Here is a 23,841-nt window from a genome sequence, read left to right on the forward strand (position 1 = left end):
AAATCAATGGGGCTGACAGAGCATGGCTATCACCATGCAAAATGCACTGTGCAAAATGCACGAGCATGCACAATGCACGGGGCGGTATTTTCAAATAACCGCTAACTCATTGTTTTATATAGGTTTTTTCAGCTTTCAAAAGCTGGCACGGTCACTGCAAACATCCTTGCATGTCTGCAAATCAACTTGCCAGGAGCTGTCATGGACCTCATTCAGGAAAAATTCGCCTCGGTATTCGCTGCCTTCCAAGTCGCTACCCAACCGCGTCCTGATGGCGGCATCCTGCTGTCCCTGCGTGGGGCTGATGGCAAGGTGACCCGTCGCGTGCTGTCGTATTCCCAGATGCACAGTGCCGAGCAGCTGTCCTGGGCGATCAGCGCCATCCGCCGCGACCTTGCCGAACAGGCCAGCGAGCTGCCGACCATCTCGATGCTGCAGAGCCAGCAACGGTTCGCGTTGCCGACCTATCGCTGAGTTTCGCCAACTGCCTCATACCCAGCTACTCCCATCCCCCAGCCCGGCATCGCCGGGCCCTGAGGGAGCGTGCCTTGTGCCGGAACGCCGGACCGCGCGAAATGAGGGCGAAGCCCTCACCGGGGCGCAGGATTATCGGGTAACGCGGTAGAGGCAGGGAACGCTGTAAGCATCCTGTGGTTGCCACAGTGACTGTCAGATTCGGGGAATAGACCTCAATCGTCCAGGCGCGGGTACAACTGGGCTATCGCGTCACCGGTGTAAGCGAACCGCGCATCGCCACTGAACAACCGGATCGCCACGCACCGTGGATGCTCACCCAGGTCCACCCACCGCCGCGTACCTGCCGGTATCACCACCAGATCGTGCTTTTCGCACACTATCGCGTACACATACCCTTCAATGTGCAGGTTCACCTGCCCGCGCCCGGCCACGAACCAGCACAATTCCTGGGCTTCGAGCACGTACTCGTCACCCAGCCCCTGATACTCGTCTTCATGACTGAGCACCGCGTGGCTCACATAGCCCTGCTCGGTCATCAGGCTGTCGACCTGCTCACTGTGGGCCGCGACCGCATCCCCCTCGAACACGCTCGCCTGGCGCCGCTCGAAGCGCACGCCATGCTCGGCCAGGGTGCTGGCGATGTCGTCGTGGTGGGTCAGTACCTTGTTCGGCACCTCGGGACTGGAGTCGGGATAAACGCTCAGGATGCTCATGAGGGGTTCCTGGTTTCTTTCATGCGGGTGGCAATGATAACGGCTGCGAGCAGCGCCGCGACGCTGGCCATACCAAAGGTGAAGTCGGGGCCCAACAGTTTCCAGCTGTAGCCCGAATACAATGCGCCCAGCGCACCGCCGGTCCCGGCAAGCGCCGCGTACAGGGCCTGCCCCTGCCCTTGCTGACGGGCGCCGAAGCTCGATTGCACGAAGGCGATGGCGGCGGCATGGAAGCTGCCGAAGGTCGCGGCGTGCATGACCTGGGCAAGCAGCAGCACCGCCGGCAGTTCGGCGAAGCTGCCCAGCAACACCCAGCGCACCGCCGCGAGCAGAAAGCTTGCCAGCAGCACGCGGCGGATCGACACCCGCGCGAAGATCCGGCTCATCACCAGAAACACCAGCACTTCAGCCACCACCCCCAGCGCCCACAACATGCCGATGGTGCCGCGGGCATAGCCCAGCTGCTCAAGGTGCAGGGTCAGGAAGGTGTAGTACGGGCCATGACTGAGCTGCATCAGCGCCACGCAGGCATAGAACGCCGCCACGCCAGGCATCATCAGTTGCCTGAGAAAACCGCCGCGGTCGCCGCGCTCGGCCTGCTCGGGCGGGTGCGCATTGGGCACCCAGAGGCTGGCGAGGACGATCCCGCCCATGATCACCACCAGCGCCACCGGATAGACGTCCAGGCTCAGCCATTCGAACAACCGGCCAAGACCGACCACGGTGAGGATGAAGCCGATCGAGCCCCACAGCCGCACCTGGCTGTAGCGTGAGGTCTGCCCGTGCAGATGCGCCAAGGTGATGACCTCGAACTGGGGCAGCACCGCGTGCCAGAAGAAGGCATGCAAGGCCATCACCAGCGCCAGCCAGGCATAGCTCTTGGCGAAGAAGATCAGCGAGAACGTGGCCAGTGTCGCCAGCGCGCCCACCCGCACGATCAGCAGGCGCTGCCCGCTGCGGTCCCCCAGCCAGCCCCACAGGTTAGGCGCGATGCAGCGCATGAGCATGGGAATGGCCACCAGCTCGCCAATGCGCGCCGGTGAAAAGCCGAGGTGGTCGAAGTACAGCGCCAGGAACGGCGCCGTGGCGCCGAGCAAGGCGAAGTAGCAGAGGTAGAAACTGGACAGTCGCCAGTAGGGAATCGGCGCCACGGCTCAGCGAACCGTGGCCGCAATGCCCGCGCGCGCGCTCAAAGCTGGCCCAGCACGGGGGTCGCGACCCGCACATCGGCGTTTTGCGCGCGGTGGCGCAGCAGGTGGTCCATCAGCACGATGGCCATCATCGCCTCGGCGATCGGCGTGGCACGAATGCCAACGCAGGGGTCGTGACGGCCCTTGGTAATGACGTCGACCGGATTGCCATCGACATCGATCGAACGGCCCGGCACGGTGATGCTGGAGGTCGGTTTGAGCGCCAGGTGCGCGACGATCGGCTGGCCGGAGGAAATCCCGCCCAGGATGCCGCCGGCGTTGTTGCTGGTGAAGCCTTCGGGCGTCAGCTCGTCGCGGTGCTCGGTGCCGCGCTGGGCCACGCTGGCGAAGCCGGCACCGATTTCAACGCCCTTGACCGCGTTGATGCTCATCAGGGCATGGGCCAGCTCGGCGTCCAGGCGGTCGAAGATCGGCTCGCCCAGGCCCGGCATCACGCCTTCGGCGACCACGGTGATCTTCGCGCCGACCGAGTCCTGGTCACGGCGCAGCTGGTCCATGTAAGCCTCGAGCTCCGGCACCTTGGCCGGGTCGGGGCTGAAGAAGGCGTTTTCCTCGACCGAATCCCAGGTCTTGAACGGGATCTCGATCGGGCCCAGCTGGCTCATGTAGCCGCGCACCACGATGCCCTGGGTGGCGAGGAATTTCTTGGCGATGGCGCCGGCGGCCACGCGCATGGCGGTCTCGCGCGCCGAACTGCGGCCACCGCCCCGGTAGTCGCGGGTGCCGTACTTGTGGTGGTAGGTGTAGTCGGCGTGGGCGGGACGGAAGAGGTCCTTGATCGCCGAATAGTCCTTGGATTTCTGGTCGGTGTTGCGGATCAGCAGGCCGATCGAGCAGCCCGTGGTGCGGCCCTCGAAGACCCCCGAGAGGATCTCGACCTCGTCCGCTTCCTGGCGCTGGGTGGTGTGCCGGCTGGTGCCCGGCTTGCGCCGGTCGAGGTCGTGCTGCAGGTCGGCCAGCGAAATCTCGAGGCCCGGCGGGCACCCATCGACAATGGCGACCAACGCCGGGCCATGGCTTTCGCCAGCGGTGGTGACAGTGAACAGCTTGCCGTAGGTATTGCCGGACATGCAGGACGCTCCGCGAATCAGCCTGAATTTGGGAAAGGTGGGGAGTATACGCGGACTTGCGGGTTGTGGCGCTCTTCGAAGCGCCCGCTCCGCGAAGCAGTACGATCCCCCCCACGACAAGCACCCCGAACCTTCTCCCGCCCGCCGAGTCGAACCACCATCCCCCCTGACAGTACCCCCATGAAGTCACGCCTCGCCGCCCTGCTTTTGCTGTTCTGCGCCAGTCTCGCCCAGGCCGCCGCGCCCACCGTCCTGCAACGTCCGATCAGCCTCGACACCGACCAGGGCACCCTGCAGGGCAGCCTGCTGCTGCCGCGCGACGACACGCCGCCGCCAGTGGTGCTGATCATCGCGGGCTCGGGCCCGACCGACCGCGATGGCAACAACCCGGCCGGCGGGCGCATCGACAACCTCAAGCAACTGGCCCTGCTGCTCGCCCGCCAGCACATCGCCAGCGTGCGCTACGACAAGCGCGGGGTGGCCGCGAGCCAGCCGGCGACGCCGGACGAACGCGACCTCAGCGTCGAGCGCTACGTGGCCGATGCGGTGGCCTGGGGGCAGAAACTCAAGGCCGACCCGCGCTTCGGTCCGCTGATCGTCCTGGGCCACAGCGAGGGCGCGCTGATCGCCAGCCTTGCCGCCGAACAGGCCGGCGCCAGCGCCGTGATCACCCTGGCCGGCAGCGGTCGTCCGGTCGACCAGGTGCTGCGCGAGCAGCTCGCCCAGCGCCTGAAACCCGATGACCTGGCCCGGGGCAACGTGCTGATGGACCACCTCCAAGCCGGCCAGACCAGCCTTGACGTGCCCGGCCCTCTGCGCGAGGTGTTCCGGCCCAGCGTGCAGCCTTACCTGATCTCGTTGTTCCGCCAGAACCCGGCGGCAGCCTTCGCCCGGCTCAAGGTGCCGGCGCTGATCGTCCAGGGCCGCAATGACGTGCAGGTCGAAGTCGAGGACGCCCAGCGCCTGCAGGCCGCCAAGCCTGACGCGACGCTCGCGCTGATCAACGGCATGAACCACATGCTGCGCATCAGCCCGCGAGACATCAGCGAACAGCGCGACAGCTACAACAATCCCGAACTGCCGCTGGCAAGCGAACTGGGCACGCGGATCGTCGCATTTATCCGTGCATTGCCGCGCACCTGAGGCAATCGGTCTCAGGTCCTGGGCGCTTCGGCCGATAACGCGGTATTGAGGACGAACCGGACACCCCCTGATGACTGACGCCGCCCCCGACGCGACCGAGGCCCCGCAAGCCGCCCCCCTGCCCTGGGCCGAGGTGGCTGCCGAGCAGTTCCAGCTCCTGCGCCTGGCGCCCTTGCCCACCGACCGCAGCAGCGGCGCGCGGCCCTTGCGCTTCGTGCAGTTCGGCCAGGCCGAGCGGCACGACAAGGCGCACAGCCTGCTGCGCCTGGACATCCGCCTGCCCGGCCAGAAAACCCGCAAGGAACAGAACCAGCTGGACGTCTGGGTCGACCATGCCGAGCAGCGCGTGCGCATTGGCGACGACCATGGCCTGCAGCTCGAGCCGTTGAGCCGCGGCCTGGGCCGTTTTCTCGTCGCCCACGCGGTGCAGTGGGCCCAGCGCAGATGGCCGCATTACCAGCTCCAGGGCATGGCGCTGCCCAGCAAGGACGCCCTCAACGAAGACAGCCGCCTGCGCCGCGACCACCTGCTGCGCAGCCACGGACTGGAGGTCACGTATGCCGACACCCAGCACCTCAAGGGCAGTTTCGAAGCGGTGCCGGTCGGCCACCTGAAAGGTGGCTGGAACACCGACAAAGTGCAGCGCGTGGACATCATCGATGCCGCCGGGATGCTGCAGCAGGCCGAGCAGAACCTGCAGGAAAAGGAAGTGCAGCTGCGCGAGCGGGATGAGCGGGTCGCCAAGTACCAGCGCGAGGATGGCGGATTGCGATTCACCATCACCTGCCTGGTGGCGTTCGCGCTGTTTCAGGCGGGGTTGCTGATCTGGATGGCTACGCGGTAGGTACGTGCGGGAGCAACTGTCTTTCACCTGGACTCACACCTCTCGGCGTAGCTCACGGCACCTGTGGGAGCAGGCTTGTCCCGCTCCCACAGGATGCGGTCATCTACTTACGGTGCAGTTCGGTCTTCCGGCTTTCAAACCCGCGAAGCAAACACCGCCTGATGCTGCCGGCACTGCTCGGCCGTCAGCATGAACACGCCATGCCCGCCGCGCTCGAACTCCAGCCAGGCGAAGTCCACCTCGGGGTACAGCGACTCGACATGCACCTGGCTGTTGCCGACCTCGACGATCAGCAAGCCCTTCTCGGTCAGGTGATCCGCGGCCTCGGCCAGCATTCGCCGGACCAGGTCCAGGCCGTCGCTGCCGCATGCCAGGCCCAGCTCGGGCTCGTGATGGTACTCGGCAGGCATGTCGGCGAAGTCCTCGGCGTCGACATACGGCGGGTTGGACAGGATCAGGTCAAAGCGCTGCGCCGGCAACCCCGCGAAGCCGTCGCCCTGCACGGTATACACCCGCTCCTCCAGGCCATGGCGCTCGATGTTCTGGTTGGCGACCTCGAGCGCTTCGAACGACAGGTCCGCCAGCACCACCTCGGCCTCGGGGAACACATCGGCGGCCACGATCCCGATGCAGCCAGAGCCGGTGCACAGGTCGAGGATCCGCGCAGGTTCCTGGCCCAGCCATGGCTCGAAGCGTTTTTCGATCAGCTCGCCAATCGGCGAACGCGGTACCAGCACGCGCTCGTCGACCTTGAACGACATGCCGCAGAACCAGGCCTCGCCCAGCAGGTAGGCCGCCGGGATGCGGTCATCGATGCGCCGCTTGAGCAGGTGCTGCAGGCGCACGCGCTCATCGTCCTCGAGCTGGCAGTCCAGGTAGCTGTCGGCCACCTCCCACGGCAGGTGCACGGCGCCCAGCACCAGCATGCGCGCTTCGTCCCAGGCATTGTCGGCACCGTGGCCGAAAAACAGCTCGTGCTCATGGAAGCGGCTGACCGCCCAACGGATATGGTCGCGCAGGGTGCGCAGGCGAGAAGTGATCACGGCAAACTCCTTTGAATACAGTGCGAAAGTCTAACAGCCCTGCCGGCTAAATGGTCGTCGCCGTGCCCTGCGATGAGCCCGCAGGCCAGCAATCATGCAGGTTGCACTGTCAAGCATTCCCAACGGCGTCAAGGCAAGGGACAATAGCCGGCAAAAGCCCTATCCAAAGGAGCCCTTGATGTCCGTTCCAACGACGATGTTCCACCTCACTGGCCGCGCCTATCCGCCGGCCAAGCTGAGCCAAGCCAGCCTGGTGATTATCGATGCGCAAAAGGAATACCTCAGCGGTCCGCTGGCGCTCTCGGGCATGGATGAGGCCGTGGCCAACATCGCCAAGCTGATCGACGCCGCGCGCAAGGCCGGTCGCCCGATTGTCCATGTCCGGCACCTGGGCACCGTGGGCGGCCTGTTCGACCCCCAGGGCAGCCGCGGCGAGTTCATCCCGGGCCTTGAGCCCCGTGGCGACGAGACCGTGATCGAAAAACGCATGCCCAACGCGTTCAAGAACACCGACCTGCACGAGACCCTGCAGCAGTTCGGCACCCTGGACCTGATTGTCTGCGGATTCATGAGCCATTCGAGCGTCAGCACCACGGTGCGCCGCGCCAAGGACTATGGTTATCGCTGCACCCTGGTCGAAGACGCCTCGGCGACCCGCGACCTGGCCTACAAGGACACGCTCATTCCGGCCGCGCAGATCCACCAGGGCGAAATGGCCGTGATGGCCGACAACTTCGCTTGCGTGGCCCCCACGGCCAGCCTGATCTGATCGGCGACCGCCCGGCAGCCCGGGCGGAACCGGTGGGCAGGCGGCGAATCCAACCTCGAATATCCACTGAGGAAGTCGCGATGAAACGCTCCGATGGTTTCGACGCCAAGCGCCTGCGCCAACGCGAACCCGGCAACTGGGGCGCACGCCTGGCCGCCGCCCTCTCCGCCCTGCTGGCGACCCTCGGCATCCTGCTGGCCATGGCCGGTTTCGCCGGCCTGCTGGGCAACTACGCCGCCCTCGCCGAACTCAACGCCAACCGCCCGCTCGCGCTCATCCTCCTGGGGGCGGGCCTGCTGTTGCTCTACCTTGGTGTGCGTTTCTGGCGGCGCAGCCGTATCCGCCTGCGCCGCGGCCGCGAGCTCAACCTCTCCCCGCACCTGATGAAAAAGCACGATTGACTGTACGACGACGCCGAGGTCTCGCGTAAACTACGCCGCCCAGGTGGAGGCATGCATGCAAGACGACGATTTTTCCCTGTTCCGCAGCGAGGTGCGGGGCGTCAAGCCGATCAGGCACGACCGCGCCGAGACTGGCAAGCCCAAGGCTGACCGCAAGCAGCTGGCAGGCCTGCGCCAGAACGCCACCGTGAGCACTGGCCAGGCGCTGGTGATCGACGGGCTGTCGGACCAGTTCGTCATCGACGTCGGTGCCGAGGACGCGCTCGAATGGCGCCGCGACGGCGTGCAGGAAACCCAGCTGCGCAAGCTCAAGCTCGGGCAGATCCCCTTTGAAGGCAGCCTCGACCTGCACGGCATGAGCGTGGAGAAGGCCCGCGAGACGCTGTGGGCCTTCATCGCCGAGGCCACCCGCCTGGAAGTGCGCTGCGCGCGCGTCACCCACGGCAAGGCCGCGCGCCTGGATGGCAAGCGGCCGATGATCAAGAGCCACGTCAACACCTGGTTGCGCCAGCACCCGCAAGTGCTCGGCTTCACCTCGTGCCAGCCCCGTCACGGCGGCACTGGCGCGGTGTATGTGATGCTCAAGCGAACCATGCTCGATGGACGCGACGAGTAACGCCGCGCTTGCAGCGTTGGCATTGCCGCCGTACCCTTCGCCTTTGCGAATATTCCCCACAGGTTAGGATCCATGTCCCTGGAACAGAACTACACCGAGATTCTCGGCCAGATTGGCGAGGACATCTCCCGCGAGGGCCTGCTCGACACGCCAAAGCGGGCTGCAAAGGCCATGAAGTACCTTTGCCGCGGTTATGAACAGACCCTGGAAGACGTCACCAACGGCGCCCTGTTCAGCTCCGACAACAGCGAAATGGTCCTGGTCAAGGACATCGAGCTGTACTCGCTGTGCGAGCACCACCTGCTGCCCTTCATCGGCAAGGCCCACGTCGCCTACCTGCCGTCGGGCAAGGTGCTGGGCCTGTCCAAGGTTGCGCGGATCGTCGACATGTACGCCCGCCGCCTGCAGATCCAGGAAAACATGAGCCGCCAGATCGCCGAGGCGATCCAGCAGGTGACCGGCGCCGTTGGTGTTGCCGTGGTCATCGAGGCCAAGCACATGTGCATGATGATGCGCGGTGTCGAGAAGCAGAACTCGAGCATGGTCACCTCGGTGATGCTCGGTGCGTTCCGCGACAATGCCGCCACGCGCATGGAGTTTCTCAGCCTGATCAAGTGATCGGCCTGGGCCAGGAGCCGACCCTTGTGGTCGGCTTTTTTCTGCATTGATGAAAGATCAGGAGTTGCCATGATCGTCAAAGCCCTGCGGGTTGGCCTCGGCCAGCTCATCGTGTTCGGCGACTGGATCAGCCGCCCCGCCAAGCGCAAGCGCGCCCCCGCCGCCCAGGCCCTGGTCGAGCAGCAGGCGCGCGGGCTCAGCCTGTACCAGTTCCACGCCTGCCCGTTCTGCGTCAAGACCCGCCGCGCCCTGCACCGGTTGAACGTGCCGGTGGCGTTGCGTGATGCCAAGAACGACCCCGTGCACCGCCAGGCCCTGCTCGAAGGCGGTGGCCGGGTGAAAGTGCCGTGTTTGCGGATCGAAGAGGACGGCAAGACGACCTGGATGTATGAGTCCAAGGCGATCATCGCGTATCTGGATCAGCGGTTCTCCGCGGTCTGAATTTGCTGTGGGGGTTGCCATCGTGGCCCATAGCCATTGTTGGCATCGGCGGCCCGCGATCGACTGTACGGGCGAATCACCCCCTCTCTGTATCGCAATCCCCCTCCCCTCGCACGGTACGCTGAAACAATTGCTTACCCGTACAAGGACCGTCCCCCATGCCCGCCACCACCACCGCGCCCCTGCGCCCGCTGGCTGACACTTCCCCCTCCGCCGTGGTCGCAGGTTTCATCGCCATGCTCACCGGCTATACCAGCTCCCTGGTGCTGATGTTCCAGGCCGGCCAGGCCGCGGGGCTGACCAGCGCGCAGATTTCCTCGTGGATCTGGGCCCTGTCCATCGGCATGGCCGTGTGCAGCATCGGCCTGTCGCTGCGCTACCGCACCCCGGTCACGGTGGCCTGGTCGACTCCCGGCGCCGCACTGCTGATCACCAGCCTGGGCGGCGTCAGCTACGCCGAGGCCATCGGCGCCTACATCACCTGCGCCGTGCTGGTACTGGCCTGTGGCCTCACCGGCAGTTTCGAGCGTCTGGTCAGGCGCATCCCCGCGTCCCTGGCTTCGGCGCTGCTGGCCGGGATCCTGTTCAAGATCGGCAGCGAGATCTTCGTCGCCGCCCAGCACCGCACCCTGCTGGTGCTCGGCATGTTCTTCAGCTACCTGCTGGTCAAGCGCCTGTCGCCGCGCTACTGCGTGCTTGCCGCGCTGGTGGTCGGCACGGCGTTGTCCGGCGCGCTGGGCCTGCTGGACTTCAGCCATTTCCAGCTGGAAGTGGCGACGCCGGTGTGGACCACGCCAAGCTTCTCCCTCGCCGCGACCATCAGCATCGGCATCCCGCTGTTCGTCGTCGCCATGACCTCGCAGAACATGCCCGGCATCGCCGTACTGCGCGCCGACGGCTACCAGGTGCCCGCCTCGCCGCTGATCTCGGCCACCGGCTTCGCCTCGCTGCTGCTGGCCCCGTTCGGCTCCCACGGGGTCAACCTTGCCGCGATCAGCGCCGCCATCTGCACCGGCCCCCACGCCCATGAAGACCCGTCCAAGCGCTACACCGCCGCGGTGTGGTGCGGGATTTTCTACGGCATCGCCGGCGTCTTCGGTGCCACGCTCGCCGCGCTGTTCGCTGCCCTGCCCAAGGAGCTGGTGCTGTCAATCGCGGCCCTGGCCCTGTTCGGCTCGATCATCAACGGCCTGACCGTGGCGATGAGCGAAGCACGCGAGCGCGAGGCTGCCTTGATCACCTTCATGGTCACCGCTTCGGGGTTGACCCTGTTCTCGATCGGCTCGGCGTTCTGGGGCATCGTCGCGGGGGTGCTGACCCTGCTGATCCTCAATCCGCGGCGCAGCTGACAGCTGCCTGTTCGATCATCACGCCCAACCATAGGGCCGGATGATTGTCGAGTGCGTGCGCAATCACTGAAAATGATCGTTTGTCATTCGCCGAGGCCGTTGAACCTTGCCGATCGGCGGCTGACAGACTATCTACACACATTGCCCATCCACTCGAGGCCTTCCCATGACCCAGACAAACCGACGCTTCCTGCTCAGCAAACGCCCCGTCGGCGCCGTGCGCCGCGATGACTTCACCTTCGAGGAAGTGCCTGTTGCCGAAGCGGCCGACGGCCAGATCGTCGTCAAGAACCTCTACCTGTCCCTTGATCCCGCCATGCGCGGCTGGATGAACGAGGGCAAGTCCTACATCCCCCCGGTCGGCCTGGGTGACGTCATGCGTGCCCTCGGTGTCGGCGAAGTGGTTGCCTCGAATCACAGCGACTACAAGGTCGGCGACCACGTCAACGGCGCCCTCGGAGTGCAGGACTACTTTGTCGGCGAGCCCCAGGGCCTGCACAAGATCGACCCCAGCCTGGCGCCGCTGCCGGTCTACCTGTCGGCTCTCGGCATGACCGGCATGACTGCCTACTTCGCCCTGCTTGAAGTGGGCCAGCCCAAGGAAGGCGACACCGTCGTCATCTCCGGCGCCGCGGGCGCGGTCGGCAGCATTGTCGGGCAGATCGCCAAGATCAAAGGCTGCCGCGTGGTCGGTATCGCGGGTGGCGCGCAGAAGTGCCAGTACCTCAAGGACGAACTCGGCTTTGACGGGGTCATCGACTACAAGGCCGAAGAGGTGCTCGACGGCCTCAAGCGCGAGTGCCCCAAAGGTGTCGACGTGTACTTCGACAACGTGGGCGGTGACATCCTTGATGCCGTGCTGACGCGCATCAACCTGCGCGCCCGCGTGGTGATCTGCGGGGCGATCAGCCAGTACAACAACAAGGAAGCGGTCAAAGGGCCGGCCAACTACCTCGCGCTGCTGGTGAATCGCGCGCGCATGGAAGGCTTCATCGTCTTCGACCACCTCGCCAATTACGGTACTGCCGCCAAGGAGATCGCCGGCTGGCTGGACAGTGGCAAGGTGAAGAGCAAAGAGCACGTGGTGGAAGGACTGGAGACCTTCCCGGAGACGCTGTTGAAGCTGTTCAGTGGTGAGAACTTCGGGAAGCTGGTGTTGAAGGTCTGATAATTTCCTGACATGGCCTGTTCCCAGGGAAGTGGATTGTGGTGTCCAACGCTCCGAGGGCAATCCACCCCGGCCCGGCATCGCCGGGTCTTGTGGGAGCAGGCCTTGTGCCGCGAAATGAGGGCAAAGCCCTCACCGGGGCGCATGATTTTCGGAATGCGCGGTGCAAGCAGGGAACACCATCTGTATTTTTTACCATGGCACCACCCAGCAGCGCAGCAACGCTTCAGCTTCGGATAGCTCCATAACCGCTCTAGATCAAGGCTTTAGAGCATAATGGCAATTTGACACACACTCCCCATCCCCGTACATTCCGCCCCGCCAATGCGACGGAACGCGGGCACCTTGTCCCTTCCGTCCATCGAAGAAAACAAACGGAATGCGATTAAGGAAAGTGATGTACCTCAAGCAGAGCCTCTTGGCAGTCGCCATCACCACAGTCATCAGCGCGCCAGCGTTCGCAAATAGCGCCGACAACACCTCAGGCTCGGTTTCCTCCAGCCGCGGACTGACCTTGAGCGGCACCCTCGGTCCCGTCTCCGTGGCCGACGCTGACATCAATGGCTATCTGGTCAACACCGCGACCATCTCGGCCGTCGGCGCTGGCTCGACTGGCCTGACAACCGGTGCCGGCAAGCTTGGCGACATCGATTACCAGCCTTTCCAGGGCGATATCATCAACCGTGGCGTGGTGACGTCCAACGGTGATGAATCCAACGCCATGAAGGTCGACCACACCGACGCGGTCAGCCTGTACAACACCCAGTCCGCACAGATCGTTGCCACCGGCGAAGGCTCGACCGGCCTGCACTTGAGCGGCGCCGAGCTCACCGGCACGGTGCAGAACGACGGCCTGATCAGCGGTGGCGGTGTCGGCCTGGACCTCGATGCCGATGCAGCGGGCATGTTCAACACCACCTTGGGCCATGTCGACAACGCCGGCACCATCGAGGGGACCGGCGCAGATTCGCGCGGCATGCTGATCGACGGCGCCACCTTCTACGATGGCACCCAGGCCGTGGTCAACAGCGGCACCATCAAAGGCGAAGCGGTCGGTATCGATGTCGACTACCACGTGATGCAAAACGGTTACTGGGGCGCTGCCCCTGGCGTTGGTGAACTGATCACCCAGAAAAACCTGCAGATCCTTGCCGAAAAGGGCGAAATCTCTGGCGGCGAATACGCCATCCTGGTCGAGAGCAGCGGCGACGATTTCCGTGCAGGCACCCCTGTGAAGAACGGCGTCAACCTGGTCTGGGGCAACACTGAAGACCGTGGCACCTCGATCATCCGCGGCGACCTGAAGGGCCTGGACGAAATCAATGTCATCGGCCCAGCCGAGTTCTACGGCGATGCGATGCAAGGCAACCGGGTCGAAGTGTCCGACGGCGCCACCCTCACCCTGAACAACGCCCACACCACTGTCGACGGCAAGTTCAACCTGCGCAGCGGCGCCACCCTGGGCCTGCCCCTGAGCGTGGACACCCAGGCCGGAAAACCCGTGCTGAACGTGACCGGCGAGGCGAACCTGGCCAGCGGCTCCACCTTGGTGATCAACGCCAAGGGTTCGGACTTCGCCAAGGGCGGCGTCAACTATGACCTGATCAGCGCGCAAACCCTGAACATCGCGCCAGACGTCGCCATCACGAGCAGCTCGGCGCTGCTGAATGTCGACAGCTCCGCTCTGGCGGACGGGACGCTGAGCGTCAATGTCAGCGCGGTCGGCGGCGATGAAGCCGTCACCGTCATCGAAAGCGGTGGTGGTAACGCGCAGGTCCAGGGCGCAGCCAAGTCCTTCATGTCCGTTGCTGAGCTGCTGGCCACGCGCAGCCCTGACGACCTGGTGCTCAAGGCCCTGGTCGCCGCGGGCAACGACGCCAAAGCCATCGCCAAGGTCGCCAGCACGCTCGCCCCCGAGGTCAACGGCGGCGCTGCCTCGGCCGCGCACTCGAGCTTCACCCTGCTCAGCAACGCGGTCAACAATCGCGCGGCCGGCCTGCGCTCCGGCCAGTCGTCGGGCGATGCGCTCGACGGTACCGGTGCCTGGTTCCAGATCCTCAGCAGCCAGGCCAACCAGGACGTACGTTCGGGCGTTGCCGGCTACGATGCCGACTCCCGCGGCTTCGCCATCGGCGCCGATCACAAGGTCACCGACAACACCGTCCTGGGCGTGGCCTACAGCTACGTGAAGACCGATGTCGATTCCGACAACGGCAACAAGACCGATGTCGAAAACAATACCCTGACCGCCTACAGCACCTGGACCGAAGGCAACTGGTTCGTCGACGGCGGCCTGTCCTACGGCAAAGGCAAGAACGACTCCAAGCGCTACGTTTCCGGCACCACCGCCAAGGGCAGCTACGACAGCGACATGCTCGGCCTGAACGTGATCGCAGGCTACGGCTTCCACTTCGACCACGCGGTTCTGGTCGAGCCACGCGTGGCCGCCCGCTACACCAACCTGTCGATCGACGGCTTCACCGAGCACGGCTCGTCCGCCGCCCTGAAAACCGGCGACCAGCGCCTGGAAGTGGGTGAAATCGGTGCAGGTGTGCGCATCGCCGGATCCTTCGATCTGGGCAAGGGCACCCTGGAGCCCGAGTTCAAGGTCATGGGCTACCACGACCTGATCGCCGACAGATCGAGCACCACCTCCGCCTTCACCCTGGGCGGCACCTCGTTCGTTGCCACCGGCGTGACTCCGGCGCGTGACAGCTACGAAGTGGGCATCGGCGCTGACTACAAGCTCGGCGCGGTGACCCTCAGCGGCAGCTACGACCGCCTGATGAAGACCGGCTTCGACGCGGACTCGTTCACCGCCAAAGTGCGCTACGACTTCTGATTCCAGTGTCTGTGTGCCGATCAGCCCGCCTTCTGGCGGGCTGATCATCTGGAGCCCGGAACATGTTGAAACCCCTGCTCGCCTGTCTCGCGCTGCTGCATCTCTCGGGCTGCACGACCGCGCAAGACAGGCTCCTGGCCCTCGCGTCCGCCTCGGATGCCGAGGCCCGCGTTCTCCAGACCCCCTTGTTTCCCCTGCAAGTGGTGGCGCCCAAAGCCCTGCCCCTGGGCAAGCCCCTGACAATCTATATAGAAGGTGACGGCCATGCCTGGGCGACCGCCACCCAGCCAAGTCTCGATCCATCGCCTCATGCCCTCGGCATCACCCGGCTGGCGCTGGATGCCCGTCATCCAGGCGTCTATCTGGCGCGGCCATGCCAGTTCGTCATGAACCGGAATTGCCAGCGCGCGCTCTGGACCGATGCGCGCTTCAGCGTGGCGGTTATCGAGTCGATGCAATCGGCGGTGGATGCGTTGAAAGCCCGGTATCGAGCGTCTTCGCTCGAGCTGATTGGCTATTCAGGTGGGGCAGCGGTAGCCCTGCTTCTGGCGGAGCGACGTGATGATGTCGTGCAGCTCCAGACGATAGCCGGGAACCTTGATCCTGTTGCCTGGGTGAAGCTTGACAGGCTCTCGCCTCTTGCAGATTCGATGGATCCGCTGGACGACACGGGAAAGCTGGCCACGATTGTCCAGCGGCATTTTGTCGGCGCGGATGACAAGGTGATCAAGGCGGAGCTGGGGATGGGGTATCTCCGGAAGGTTCGGCCGGAGTGCGCTCAGGTGGTGGTGGTGCCGGGTACGCATGCGTCGGTGGTGAAGGCCCTGTCCTCCGAGCTTCTTGACCGCCCGATCACCTGCCAGTGAACTCGCGCTCGCGAGTGCGCTACATCTGTGCCCTCTGTCGTAAACGCATATACCGGCACACATGCGCCCCGGCGAGAGCTGCGCCGTGCACTGCTGCGTCTGGGACTGCGAAGCAGTCCCTTGTGGGAGCGCGTCTTGTGCCGCGATCGAGGGCGTAGCCCTCGCCGGGGCGGATCATTACCGGACTGCGCGATGCAAGGAGGAAACACACCATCAGTCTCCAGACTGTGGAAACGGTTACTGGCACACCCCGTCTCAGCACTCGATCCTTCACAAATCGTGAACCAACCCTCCACACCTACCCAGTTGATCTACACACCGCACGCAATACTCTTACAGCACTGGCCCACCCGCCACCGTGACGTCCCCGGACGTGCCAATAAAAAAGCCTGTGAGAACCGCCATGACCCGCCCCAGGACCCTTTACGAGAAGCACATCGATTCCCACACCGTTTGCACCCTGGACGACCAGGGTCATGTGCTGCTGTACATCGACCGCCAGGTCGCCAACGAATACACCAGCCCACAAGCCTTCAGCGGTCTGCGTGAAGCCGGGCGCAAGGCGTGGCGTCCGGCCAGCACCCTCGCGGTGGTCGACCACGTGAACCCCACGGCGCCTGAACGCATCGCCGCCATGCCTGACGCAGGCGGTGCGTTGCAGGTGACGTACTTCGAACAGAACTGCCGCGACTTCGGCATCGAGCTGTTCGATGTGCTGGACAAGCGCCAGGGCATCGAGCACGTGGTCGCGCCCGAACAGGGTTTTATCCTGCCCGGCATGGTGGTGGCCGCCGGTGACAGCCACACCACCACCTACGGTGCCCTTGGCGCCTTTGGCTTCGGTATCGGCACCTCGGAGATCGAGCACCTGCTCGCCACCCAGACGCTGGTCTACAAACGCCTGAAGTCGATGCGCGTGACCGTGCGCGGCGAGCTGGGCCCGGGGCTGGTGTCCAAGGACATCATCATGGCGCTGATCCGCCGCATCGGTGCGTCTGGCGCCACCGGCTACGCGATCGAGTTCAGCGGCCCGACCATCACCGCCTTGAGCGTCGAGGCGCGCATGACGATCTGCAACATGGCCGTGGAAGCCGGCGCCCGCGGTGCCTTCATGGCGCCGGATGAAAAGGTCTACGCGTACCTTGCCAGCAAACCCCGCGCGCCCAAGGGCGCGCTGTGGGAACAGGCGCTGCAGCAGTGGCGGACGCTGTTCACCGACCCCGGCGCGGTCTTTGACGAGGACCTGGAGCTGGACGTCGGCGCCCTGGAGCCCATGGTCACCTGGGGCACCAGCCCGGACCAGGCGGCGCTGATCACCGACCGCGTGCCCGACCCGCTGCAGGAAACCGACCTGATCCGCCGCCAGGACCTGCAGCGCGCCCTGCGCTACATGGGCCTCGAAGCCGGCACGCGGCTGAGCGACATCCGTATCAGCCATGCCTTCATCGGCTCGTGCACCAATGCGCGTATCGAAGACCTGCGCGACGCGGCGCGCGTGGTACGCGGGCGCAAGGTGGCCGCTGGCGTGCGGGCGATGATCGTGCCGGGCTCGACCCAGGTGCGCGAACGGGCCCAGCAGGAAGGCCTGGCGCAGGTGTTCATGGACGCGGGCTTTGAGTGGCGTCAGTCGGGCTGCTCCATGTGCCTGGCCATGAACGACGACGTGCTCAGCCCCGGAGACCGTTGCGCCTCCAGCACCAACCGCAATTTCGAAGGCCGCCAGGGCGCTGGCGCCCGCACCCACCTGATGAGCCCTGCCATGGTCGCCGCGGCGGCGGTGACGGGCCACCTTGTCGATGTCCGTTCCCTGGTCCAGGAGGCCTGAGCATGCAACCGTTCACTTGTGAAACCGGCATCGCCGCGCCTTTCCTGGCCGCCAATGTCGACACCGACGTCATCATGCCCAAGCAGTTTCTCAAGGGCATCGACCGCAACGGCCTTGAGCGCGGGCTGTTCTTCGACCTGCGCTTCCTGCCGGACGGCACGCCAAATCCCGCGTTCGTGCTCAACCAGGCGCCGTGGAGTGCTGCGAGCTTCCTGGTCGTGGGGCCCAACTTCGGCTGCGGTTCAAGCCGCGAGCATGCGGTGTGGGGGCTCAGGCAACTGGGGATCCGCGCCCTCATCGGCACCAGCTTCGCGGGTATTTTCTTCGACAACTGCCAGCGCAATGGCGTGTTGCTGATCCAGCTGGACGACGCCAGTCACAAGGAGCTTGGCCAGGTGGTCAGCGAGCCCGATCGCGCGCGCATCACCATCGACCTCGAGGGCCAACGCATCGTCCTCGACGACGGTGCCTGCATCGACTTCACCCTTGATGACTTGCGCAAGCAGGCCTTGCTGCTGGGGCTGGACGCCATCGGCAGCACGCTGCAGCGCACGGAACAGATCCGCCAGTTCGAAACGCGTCACCTGGCTGCAAATCCCTGGCTTGCCTGAGCCCGGTAAGACGAACCCCGCCTGACCGTGGCGGGGTTCGATACGTGATCGAGCCCACTCGACACCTCCTCGTACAAGAACAACAGAGGAAAGACAATGAACAGCACACTCGACAGCGCCGCTGACCGCAGCAGCGCATCGCCCTCCCCCCTGCGCCGGCTACTGTCCTACGAAATCGGCGTGATACCCCTGCCGTATTTCCTGGGCATCGCGATGATCGTGTTCGCCTCCGCACACTACGGCTACCTGCCAAAGACCATGATTGGCGGCCTGGCGGTGATCATGACGCTGGGGATGTTTTTCGGCCAGGTCGGCCAGCGCCTGCCCATCCTGCGCGAGATCGGCGGGGGCGCGATCCTCTGCCTGCTGCTGCCGTCGGTGCTGGTGTTCCATGGCTTTTTCGGCAGCGCCACGCTGGATGCCACCAAGATGCTGATGAAGGATGCCAACTTCCTTTACTTCGTCATCGCCAGCCTGGTGGTGGGCAGCATCCTGGGGATGAACCGCTTCATCCTGGTGCAGGGCATGATCCGCATGTTCGTGCCGCTGGTGGTCGGCACCCTGGCCGCGGTCAGCGCCGGGATGCTGGTGGGCGTGCTGTTTGGCTATTCGCTGCACCACACGTTCTTCTTCATCATCGTGCCGATCATTGGTGGCGGCATAGGCGAAGGCATCCTGCCGCTGTCGCTGGCCTATTCGCATATTCTTGGCGGCACGCCTGAGCAGTATGTGGCGCAGCTGGTGCCGGCCGCTGTCGTCGGCAACATCGTCGCCATCATCTGCGCGGGCATCCTGGCGCGCCTCGCCGCCAGGCGGCCCAGCCTCAGCGGCAATGGCATGCTGATTCGCGCCCGCGAAGAAAACGACCTGTTCAAGGACAAGGAAGACACCGATGCCATCGACTTCCGCTACATGGGCGCAGGGGTGCTGCTGATCTGCAGCTTCTTCATCCTTGGCGGGCTGCTGGAAAAGATCGTGCATATTCCGGGGCCGGTGATGATGATCGTCGTGGCGGTGCTGTTCAAATATCTGCGGGTTTTGCCCTCGCGCCTGGAGAAGGGTAGCAAGCAGTTCTACAAACTGGTGTCGACGGCTTTCATCTGGCCGGTGATGATCGGCCTGGGGATGCTCTATGTGCCGCTGGACAGCGTGATGAACGTGTTCTCGGTGGGCTATGTGCTGGTGTGCACCTCGGTGGTGGTCGCCATGACCCTGGCGGGGTTTTTGGTGGGTAACCTGTTGAAGATGTTTCCTATCGAATCCGCCATCGTGACCTGCTGCCACAGCGGACTGGGCGGTACGGGGGACGTGGCGATACTCTCGGCCTCCAACCGTATGGAGCTGATGCCCTTCGCGCAGATCTCGACCCGGTTGGGGGGTGCGGCGACGGTGATTGGTGCGACGGTTTTGCTTGGGATTTTTGCTTGAGGGGTGGGGGGTATGGTGTTCCATCCGGAATCGCAGCCCCTGGCCCGGCGTAGCCGGGCGCTGGGGGAGCAGCTGTCTGTGTTCCCTGCCAGCATCGCGCAGTCCTGTGATCCTGCGCCCCGGTGAGGGCTTCGCCCTCATTTCGCGGCACAAGGCTCTCTACCGAGGTACCCCCCAGCCCCCGGCCCGGCAGCGCCGGGCCCTGTGGGAGCAGCCTTGTGCCGCGATCGAGGGCGAAGCCCTCGCCGGGGCGCAGGATTACCGGTTTACGCGGTAATGGCAGGGTGCCGAACGCCAAACAACCAACCGGTCGGCCCCGTAGCCACCCACAAACCCACCCTGCGGGCTCATGTCGTTCTACCGGTCAGCCAACGCCCGGAAATACTGCTCGAGAAACTCCACGGTAACCCGCAGCTTCGCCGAGTCCGCCAGCCGCGTGGGGTACACCGCCCAGATGTTGGCGCTCTGGGTGTAGCCGTCCAGCACCCGCACCAGCTTGCCCGCCTTGATCAACGGCTTCACGTCCCAGTACGACCGCAGCAGAACCCCACGGCTTCCCAGCGCCCATTGCAATACGATCTCGCCATTGTTGGACGACAGTGGCCCATTGACCCGCACCGACTCCTCGCGCCCCTCGTACTGCAGGTGCCAAACCCCAAAGGGATTGTTGCGCTCCTTCAGAACCAGGCAGTCGTGGCCATCGAGGTCCTTGAGGCTGCCAGGAATGCCACGCTGCTCCAGATACTCAGGAGTGGCACAGAGCACCCGCTGGTTGTCGACCAGCTTGCGGGCCATGTGCTGGGGCGGGAGGTCGTCGCCGATACGAATCTCCAGATCAAAGCCTTCGGCGATGATATCGACCACCCGATCGAACACATCCAGGCGGATTTCCAGACTCGGGTAAGCCGACGACAGCTGCGCCACGGCCGGGGCGACGTGATTGCGGCCGAAGCCGAAGGTACTGCAGATGTGCAGCAGTCCGCGGGGCTCCTGGCGCACGTTGCTCATTTCCCCCACGAAGTCGTCCAGGTCATCGAGGATGCGGACAGCCCAGCGCTGGGCGCGCTCGCCGGCGTCGGTCAGCGCGATGCGCCGTGTGGTGCGGTGGATCAGGCGCGTGCCCAGGCCTTCCTCGAGCACGCGAATGCGCTTGCTGATGTAGGCCGGGGAAACGCCGAGCTCATCGGAGGCGGCCGCGAAGCTACCCTTGCGGATCACGGTCAGAAACACGCGCAGGTCTTCAGGCAGGGGCGAATCGTTACGCGGCGAATTCATGGGCCCCTGCTATCGGAAAAGTCGAGGCCGTGATTTGAAAGCAATCCCTGGCGCACTTCAAGTCTTGCTTCATGGAGGTCAAACGCCGCGCCTGCGGAGCGGCGTTGACCCAGGCAGCGGACTAGCGGCGATAGTAGCGGTGATCGTCGCCGCGATGATGGCCCATGGCGCGGTCATGATGGCGTTCCCAATAGCGGCGGCGCTCGGCTTCGCGGCGGGCCTGCTCCCTGCGCCATTGATCCTTGCGCCAGTCGTGGCGCCGGTCGTCCCGGTGATCGTGCCAGCGGCCGTCATGCCGGTCTCGATCGTCATGGGCCAGCAGCGGCCCTGGCTGGCGGTCGGTCACGCTGGCCAGGCTTGGCCAGGGATTTGCGGGCGTCTGCGCGGTGGCTACCACAGAGGCTGGGGTCTTCATCGGTGTTGCTGATGCCGAGCCCACTGCCGCGAACGCAAACAGGGCGAAGAGCATTATCCGTGGGTCATGGAATTTCATGAGGAAGGCAACCTCTTGGCAATTTGGACGTGTGGCCATCTGGCTGAGCAAGACTGCGAGGCGCAGCTGCCGAGCCGATGTGCTCATCCACATAGACCGATTAATAGAAAAAAGTTCTATCAAGCGCCTGTTAAATAGCCAAAGCCTTGGTTGCAAGCGGTCGTTCTCACCGGCTTCGCCTCTGATCCGGATGCGGGTTTACCGCGGGCTTACATCCGGTGATGCTCCACCAGAAAGTCGACGAACACCCTTACCCGTGCCGGCATAGTCGGGCCGCCGACGAAGACAGCATGCACCGGCTCCCGGTCCCCGGGGTTGAAGGCTTCGAGCAACGGTACCAGGTGGCCGCTCGCCAGGTCGTCGGCCACGGTGAAGGACCCGATGCGCGCCACCCCGGCGCCGAGCCTGGCCAATTGAGCCAGGGCCTCGCCGCTGCTGCATTCGATATTGCCACTCACCTTGAGGGAAAAGTCCTGGCCCTCGCGGCGAAACGGCCAATCGGGTGCAGCTCGGCGGAAGTTGAATCGCAGGCAGTTGTGCCGGGCCAGCTCTTCAGGTGCACCGGGGGTGCCGTGACGTTGCAGATACGCGGGCGATGCGACGATGACCTGACCGGTGCTGCCGATGCAGCGCGCGCTCAAGGGACTGTCGGGCAGGTGGCCGAAGCGCACTGCCACATCAGCCTCGCCACCAAGAATGTCGACGACTTCGTCCCCCAGCGCGAGGTCGACCAGCACCTCCGGGTACTGGGCGCTGAACGCTGTCACCAGGGGCACGATCGACAGCCGGCCATGGCCCAGGGCCGCGCTGACCCGCAATCGGCCCCTGGGCATGCCCTGGTCGGTGATCGCCTGCTCCACCTCGGTGAGGTCAGCCAGAATGCGCCGCGCGCCGCGCAAGTACGCCTCGCCCTCGGCGGTGAGCGTGATCGCGCGGGTGGTGCGCAACAGCAAGCGGGTGCCAAGCCGTTGCTCGGCACGCGCGATGATCCGGCTCACCGCCGAGGGCGTCAGGCCAAGCTCCCGCGCCGCGGCGGACAGGCTGCCCTGCTGCACCACGGTGGCAAACACTTCCATCTCTCCAGACCGCCCGCTTACATCCATTTGTGCCTCTAGCGCAAAGGTGATTGCCCATAAAACGGGCTACCGCTTCGAAAGGACGGATCGTAGCATTAGCGGCACAGATAAGGAGTCCTTCATGCGTTTCAATCCACCTTTGGTTGCACTGTCCATCGGTGCCTTTGGCATCGGTGTCACCGAGTTCGCCCCCATGGGCATGTTGCCCAGCATCGCCGCTGACCTGGGGGTATCGATCCCCACGGCGGGGTTGCTGGTCAGCGCCTACGCACTGGGCGTGCTGATCGGCGCCCCGTTGATGACCCTGGCGACGGTGAAGGTGCCACGGCGCCAGCTGTTGATCGGGCTGATGGCCATTTTCACGCTCGGCAACCTGATGTCGGCGCTGGCGACTGATTACCAGAGCCTGCTGATCGCCCGTGTGGTGACCTCGCTCAACCATGGGGCATTCTTCGGCATCGGCTCGATCGTGGCGGCCAGCGTAGTGCCTCCTGAAAAGCGCGCCGGTGCCGTGGCCGCCATGTTCATGGGGCTGACGCTCGCCACCATTGGCGGCGTGCCGCTGGCCACCTGGTTCGGCGAGTTGCTGGGATGGCGCACCGCGTTCTGGGGCATCGCCGGGCTTGGTGTGCTGGCCATGACCGCCCTGTGGTACGCCCTGCCAGATGTGCCGCTGCCGAAAAACGACGGTGTGCTGGCCGAGATTCGCGTGCTGGGGCGCGGGCCGGTGCTGGCTGCGCTGGCGCTGACCGTGGTTGGCTCGGGGGCGATGTTTACCGTGTTCACGTATATCGCGCCGATTCTGCATAGCCAGATGCATGCCTCCACTACCTTCATCACCGCCATGCTGGTGCTCTTTGGGGTTGGCCTGACATTGGGGAACATCTGGGGCGGCCGGGCGGCGGACCGGTCGGTTGACCGGACCTTGATCGTCTCGCTGGCGGTGTTGATCGTGGTATTGCTGGCGTTCACGGTGCTGATGCGCTGGCCGTTGCCGGCCGCACTGGCGATTCTGGTGTGGGGCGCTGCCAGCTTTGCCCTGGTGCCGCCGTTGCAGATGCGGGTGATGGATGCGGCCAAGGATGCTCCGAATCTTGCGTCTGCGGTGAATATTGGCGCGTTCAACTTTGGCAATGCGATCGGTGCTGCGCTGGGGGGTGCCGTGATCAATGCCGGGCTCGGGTATCCCGCGATTTCGCTGGCCGGGGCGATGATGGCGGGATTGGGGTTGGTGATGGTGCTGGTGTTTGCCTGGCGGGCGCGGGCGGGTACTCGCGGGGTTGGGCTTGCGGGGCAGGAGGCTGGTTGATAGATGTGAGGCAGGGTCGCTGGGTATGGACAGTGTTCCCTGCCTCAACCGAGGGGCCTGACAGGCATGCGCCCCGGCGAGGGCTCCGCCCTCGATCGCGGCACTAGGCGCGCTCCCACAAGGGACTGCTTCGCAGTCCCAGACGCAGCAGTGCCCGGCGCAGCCGAGCAACCTGTGGGAGCGGGCCTTGTGCCGCGATTGGGGCGCGAAGCGGCCCTGAAATCGAATAACCGCTGCAAAGGGCACTGGCTAT

Annotated in this window: 23 protein-coding genes; 16 read left to right on the forward strand and 7 right to left on the reverse strand. The window is 64.8% G+C overall.

Annotated features, from left to right (window positions below; genetic code table 11):
- Positions 1–201 precede the first annotated feature (201 nt).
- Positions 202–474: a DUF3509 domain-containing protein gene (locus VJS90_RS19645; protein ID WP_324123295.1), complete on the forward strand. Its 273-nt coding sequence runs from the start codon at positions 202–204 to the stop codon at positions 472–474.
- Positions 475–689: 215 nt separating this feature from the next.
- Here VJS90_RS19645 and VJS90_RS19650 read toward each other — a convergent pair whose 3' ends face one another.
- The 3 genes from VJS90_RS19650 to aroC are packed head-to-tail and all read right to left on the reverse strand — an operon-like array spanning position 690 to position 3,471.
- Entirely contained in the window at positions 690–1,190 is a 501-nt protein-coding gene (locus tag VJS90_RS19650; RefSeq protein WP_324123296.1) for an acireductone dioxygenase, read from the reverse strand.
- Complete coding sequence (locus tag VJS90_RS19655; RefSeq protein ID WP_324123297.1) at positions 1,187–2,341, reverse strand: MFS transporter; 1,155 nt, start codon at positions 2,339–2,341, stop codon at positions 1,187–1,189. The genes VJS90_RS19650 and VJS90_RS19655 overlap by 4 nt, the downstream gene beginning before the upstream one ends.
- 38 nt (positions 2,342–2,379) lie before the next feature.
- Positions 2,380–3,471: a chorismate synthase gene (gene aroC / locus VJS90_RS19660; RefSeq protein WP_324123298.1), complete on the reverse strand. Its 1,092-nt coding sequence runs from the start codon at positions 3,469–3,471 to the stop codon at positions 2,380–2,382.
- A 180-nt stretch (positions 3,472–3,651) separates the two neighbouring features.
- Here aroC and VJS90_RS19665 point away from each other — a divergent pair, with 180 nt between their 5' ends.
- Together VJS90_RS19665 and VJS90_RS19670 are read left to right on the forward strand one after the other, a co-directional pair.
- Entirely contained in the window at positions 3,652–4,614 is a 963-nt protein-coding gene (locus VJS90_RS19665) for an alpha/beta hydrolase (RefSeq protein WP_324123299.1), read from the forward strand.
- A 70-nt stretch (positions 4,615–4,684) separates the two neighbouring features.
- The gene (locus tag VJS90_RS19670) at positions 4,685–5,458 is read left to right on the forward strand and encodes a hypothetical protein (RefSeq protein ID WP_324123300.1); all 774 of its coding nucleotides are present in this window, start codon (positions 4,685–4,687) and stop codon (positions 5,456–5,458) included.
- Positions 5,459–5,592: 134 nt separating this feature from the next.
- Here VJS90_RS19670 and prmB read toward each other — a convergent pair whose 3' ends face one another.
- Entirely contained in the window at positions 5,593–6,501 is a 909-nt protein-coding gene (gene prmB, locus VJS90_RS19675) for a 50S ribosomal protein L3 N(5)-glutamine methyltransferase (RefSeq protein ID WP_324123301.1), read from the reverse strand.
- Positions 6,502–6,679: 178 nt separating this feature from the next.
- On the opposite strand from prmB, the gene VJS90_RS19680 reads away from it, so the two are divergent.
- The 12 genes from VJS90_RS19680 (at position 6,680) to VJS90_RS19735 (ending at position 19,435) form a co-directional block, all read left to right on the forward strand.
- The gene (locus VJS90_RS19680) at positions 6,680–7,270 is read left to right on the forward strand and encodes a cysteine hydrolase family protein (RefSeq protein ID WP_324123302.1); all 591 of its coding nucleotides are present in this window, start codon (positions 6,680–6,682) and stop codon (positions 7,268–7,270) included.
- Between the two features lie 80 nt (positions 7,271–7,350).
- Positions 7,351–7,671 (forward strand): hypothetical protein, encoded by a 321-nt coding sequence (locus VJS90_RS19685; protein ID WP_324123303.1) that lies wholly within the window; start codon positions 7,351–7,353, stop codon positions 7,669–7,671.
- Positions 7,672–7,726: 55 nt separating this feature from the next.
- Positions 7,727–8,287: a Smr/MutS family protein gene (locus tag VJS90_RS19690; RefSeq protein ID WP_324123304.1), complete on the forward strand. Its 561-nt coding sequence runs from the start codon at positions 7,727–7,729 to the stop codon at positions 8,285–8,287.
- 72 nt (positions 8,288–8,359) lie between these two features.
- Positions 8,360–8,905, forward strand: coding sequence for a GTP cyclohydrolase I FolE (gene folE, locus VJS90_RS19695; protein ID WP_324123305.1), 546 nt, complete (start codon positions 8,360–8,362; stop codon positions 8,903–8,905).
- A 69-nt stretch (positions 8,906–8,974) separates the two neighbouring features.
- Positions 8,975–9,346, forward strand: coding sequence for a glutaredoxin family protein (locus VJS90_RS19700; RefSeq protein ID WP_324123306.1), 372 nt, complete (start codon positions 8,975–8,977; stop codon positions 9,344–9,346).
- Positions 9,347–9,504: 158 nt separating this feature from the next.
- Positions 9,505–10,695, forward strand: coding sequence for a benzoate/H(+) symporter BenE family transporter (locus tag VJS90_RS19705; RefSeq protein WP_324123307.1), 1,191 nt, complete (start codon positions 9,505–9,507; stop codon positions 10,693–10,695).
- A 166-nt stretch (positions 10,696–10,861) separates the two neighbouring features.
- A complete protein-coding gene (locus VJS90_RS19710; protein WP_324123308.1) occupies positions 10,862–11,863 on the forward strand; it encodes an NADP-dependent oxidoreductase in 1,002 nt (333 codons plus the stop codon).
- A gap of 397 nt (positions 11,864–12,260) precedes the next feature.
- Positions 12,261–14,705, forward strand: a complete 2,445-nt coding sequence (locus tag VJS90_RS19715) for an autotransporter outer membrane beta-barrel domain-containing protein (protein ID WP_324123309.1) — start codon at positions 12,261–12,263, stop codon at positions 14,703–14,705.
- A gap of 62 nt (positions 14,706–14,767) precedes the next feature.
- Positions 14,768–15,571 (forward strand): alpha/beta hydrolase, encoded by an 804-nt coding sequence (locus tag VJS90_RS19720; protein WP_324123310.1) that lies wholly within the window; start codon positions 14,768–14,770, stop codon positions 15,569–15,571.
- A gap of 403 nt (positions 15,572–15,974) precedes the next feature.
- Positions 15,975–17,396 carry a 3-isopropylmalate dehydratase large subunit gene (gene leuC, locus VJS90_RS19725; protein WP_324123311.1) on the forward strand — a complete coding sequence of 474 codons (1,422 nt, stop codon included), beginning with the start codon at positions 15,975–15,977 and terminating at the stop codon, positions 17,394–17,396.
- Positions 17,393–18,007, forward strand: a complete 615-nt coding sequence (leuD, locus tag VJS90_RS19730) for a 3-isopropylmalate dehydratase small subunit (RefSeq protein ID WP_324123325.1) — start codon at positions 17,393–17,395, stop codon at positions 18,005–18,007. The genes leuC and leuD overlap by 4 nt, the downstream gene beginning before the upstream one ends.
- Before the next feature lie 96 nt (positions 18,008–18,103).
- The gene (locus tag VJS90_RS19735) at positions 18,104–19,435 is read left to right on the forward strand and encodes a 2-hydroxycarboxylate transporter family protein (RefSeq protein ID WP_324123312.1); all 1,332 of its coding nucleotides are present in this window, start codon (positions 18,104–18,106) and stop codon (positions 19,433–19,435) included.
- A 357-nt stretch (positions 19,436–19,792) separates the two neighbouring features.
- Here VJS90_RS19735 and VJS90_RS19740 read toward each other — a convergent pair whose 3' ends face one another.
- The 3 genes from VJS90_RS19740 to VJS90_RS19750 form a co-directional block, all read right to left on the reverse strand.
- Positions 19,793–20,710 (reverse strand): LysR substrate-binding domain-containing protein, encoded by a 918-nt coding sequence (locus VJS90_RS19740; protein WP_324123313.1) that lies wholly within the window; start codon positions 20,708–20,710, stop codon positions 19,793–19,795.
- A 121-nt stretch (positions 20,711–20,831) separates the two neighbouring features.
- Positions 20,832–21,125: a hypothetical protein gene (locus VJS90_RS19745; RefSeq protein ID WP_324123314.1), complete on the reverse strand. Its 294-nt coding sequence runs from the start codon at positions 21,123–21,125 to the stop codon at positions 20,832–20,834.
- 287 nt (positions 21,126–21,412) lie between these two features.
- Positions 21,413–22,306: a LysR family transcriptional regulator gene (locus VJS90_RS19750; protein ID WP_324123315.1), complete on the reverse strand. Its 894-nt coding sequence runs from the start codon at positions 22,304–22,306 to the stop codon at positions 21,413–21,415.
- A gap of 94 nt (positions 22,307–22,400) precedes the next feature.
- On the opposite strand from VJS90_RS19750, the gene VJS90_RS19755 reads away from it, so the two are divergent.
- Positions 22,401–23,588, forward strand: coding sequence for an MFS transporter (locus VJS90_RS19755; protein WP_324123316.1), 1,188 nt, complete (start codon positions 22,401–22,403; stop codon positions 23,586–23,588).
- The last annotated feature ends 253 nt before the right edge of the window (positions 23,589–23,841 follow it).

It is taken from the genome of Pseudomonas sp., assembly GCF_035277045.1.
Lineage (GTDB): Bacteria > Pseudomonadota > Gammaproteobacteria > Pseudomonadales > Pseudomonadaceae > Aquipseudomonas.

What these genes read in the sequence shown, in the direction of transcription:
- VJS90_RS19645 (WP_324123295.1), top strand. Translation starts at nt 202, where the DNA reads ATGGACCTCATTCAGGAAAAATTCGCCTCGGTATTCGCTGCCTTCCAA.
- VJS90_RS19650 (WP_324123296.1), bottom strand. Translation starts at nt 1,190, where the DNA reads ATGAGCATCCTGAGCGTTTATCCCGACTCCAGTCCCGAGGTGCCGAAC.
- aroC (WP_324123298.1), bottom strand. Translation starts at nt 3,471, where the DNA reads ATGTCCGGCAATACCTACGGCAAGCTGTTCACTGTCACCACCGCTGGC.
- VJS90_RS19665 (WP_324123299.1), top strand. Translation starts at nt 3,652, where the DNA reads ATGAAGTCACGCCTCGCCGCCCTGCTTTTGCTGTTCTGCGCCAGTCTC.
- VJS90_RS19670 (WP_324123300.1), top strand. Translation starts at nt 4,685, where the DNA reads ATGACTGACGCCGCCCCCGACGCGACCGAGGCCCCGCAAGCCGCCCCC.
- VJS90_RS19680 (WP_324123302.1), top strand. Translation starts at nt 6,680, where the DNA reads ATGTCCGTTCCAACGACGATGTTCCACCTCACTGGCCGCGCCTATCCG.
- VJS90_RS19685 (WP_324123303.1), top strand. Translation starts at nt 7,351, where the DNA reads ATGAAACGCTCCGATGGTTTCGACGCCAAGCGCCTGCGCCAACGCGAA.
- VJS90_RS19690 (WP_324123304.1), top strand. Translation starts at nt 7,727, where the DNA reads ATGCAAGACGACGATTTTTCCCTGTTCCGCAGCGAGGTGCGGGGCGTC.
- folE (WP_324123305.1), top strand. Translation starts at nt 8,360, where the DNA reads ATGTCCCTGGAACAGAACTACACCGAGATTCTCGGCCAGATTGGCGAG.
- VJS90_RS19700 (WP_324123306.1), top strand. Translation starts at nt 8,975, where the DNA reads ATGATCGTCAAAGCCCTGCGGGTTGGCCTCGGCCAGCTCATCGTGTTC.
- VJS90_RS19705 (WP_324123307.1), top strand. Translation starts at nt 9,505, where the DNA reads ATGCCCGCCACCACCACCGCGCCCCTGCGCCCGCTGGCTGACACTTCC.
- VJS90_RS19710 (WP_324123308.1), top strand. Translation starts at nt 10,862, where the DNA reads ATGACCCAGACAAACCGACGCTTCCTGCTCAGCAAACGCCCCGTCGGC.
- VJS90_RS19715 (WP_324123309.1), top strand. Translation starts at nt 12,261, where the DNA reads ATGTACCTCAAGCAGAGCCTCTTGGCAGTCGCCATCACCACAGTCATC.
- VJS90_RS19720 (WP_324123310.1), top strand. Translation starts at nt 14,768, where the DNA reads ATGTTGAAACCCCTGCTCGCCTGTCTCGCGCTGCTGCATCTCTCGGGC.
- leuC (WP_324123311.1), top strand. Translation starts at nt 15,975, where the DNA reads ATGACCCGCCCCAGGACCCTTTACGAGAAGCACATCGATTCCCACACC.
- VJS90_RS19735 (WP_324123312.1), top strand. Translation starts at nt 18,104, where the DNA reads ATGAACAGCACACTCGACAGCGCCGCTGACCGCAGCAGCGCATCGCCC.
- VJS90_RS19740 (WP_324123313.1), bottom strand. Translation starts at nt 20,710, where the DNA reads ATGAATTCGCCGCGTAACGATTCGCCCCTGCCTGAAGACCTGCGCGTG.
- VJS90_RS19745 (WP_324123314.1), bottom strand. Translation starts at nt 21,125, where the DNA reads ATGAAGACCCCAGCCTCTGTGGTAGCCACCGCGCAGACGCCCGCAAAT.
- VJS90_RS19750 (WP_324123315.1), bottom strand. Translation starts at nt 22,306, where the DNA reads ATGGATGTAAGCGGGCGGTCTGGAGAGATGGAAGTGTTTGCCACCGTG.
- VJS90_RS19755 (WP_324123316.1), top strand. Translation starts at nt 22,401, where the DNA reads ATGCGTTTCAATCCACCTTTGGTTGCACTGTCCATCGGTGCCTTTGGC.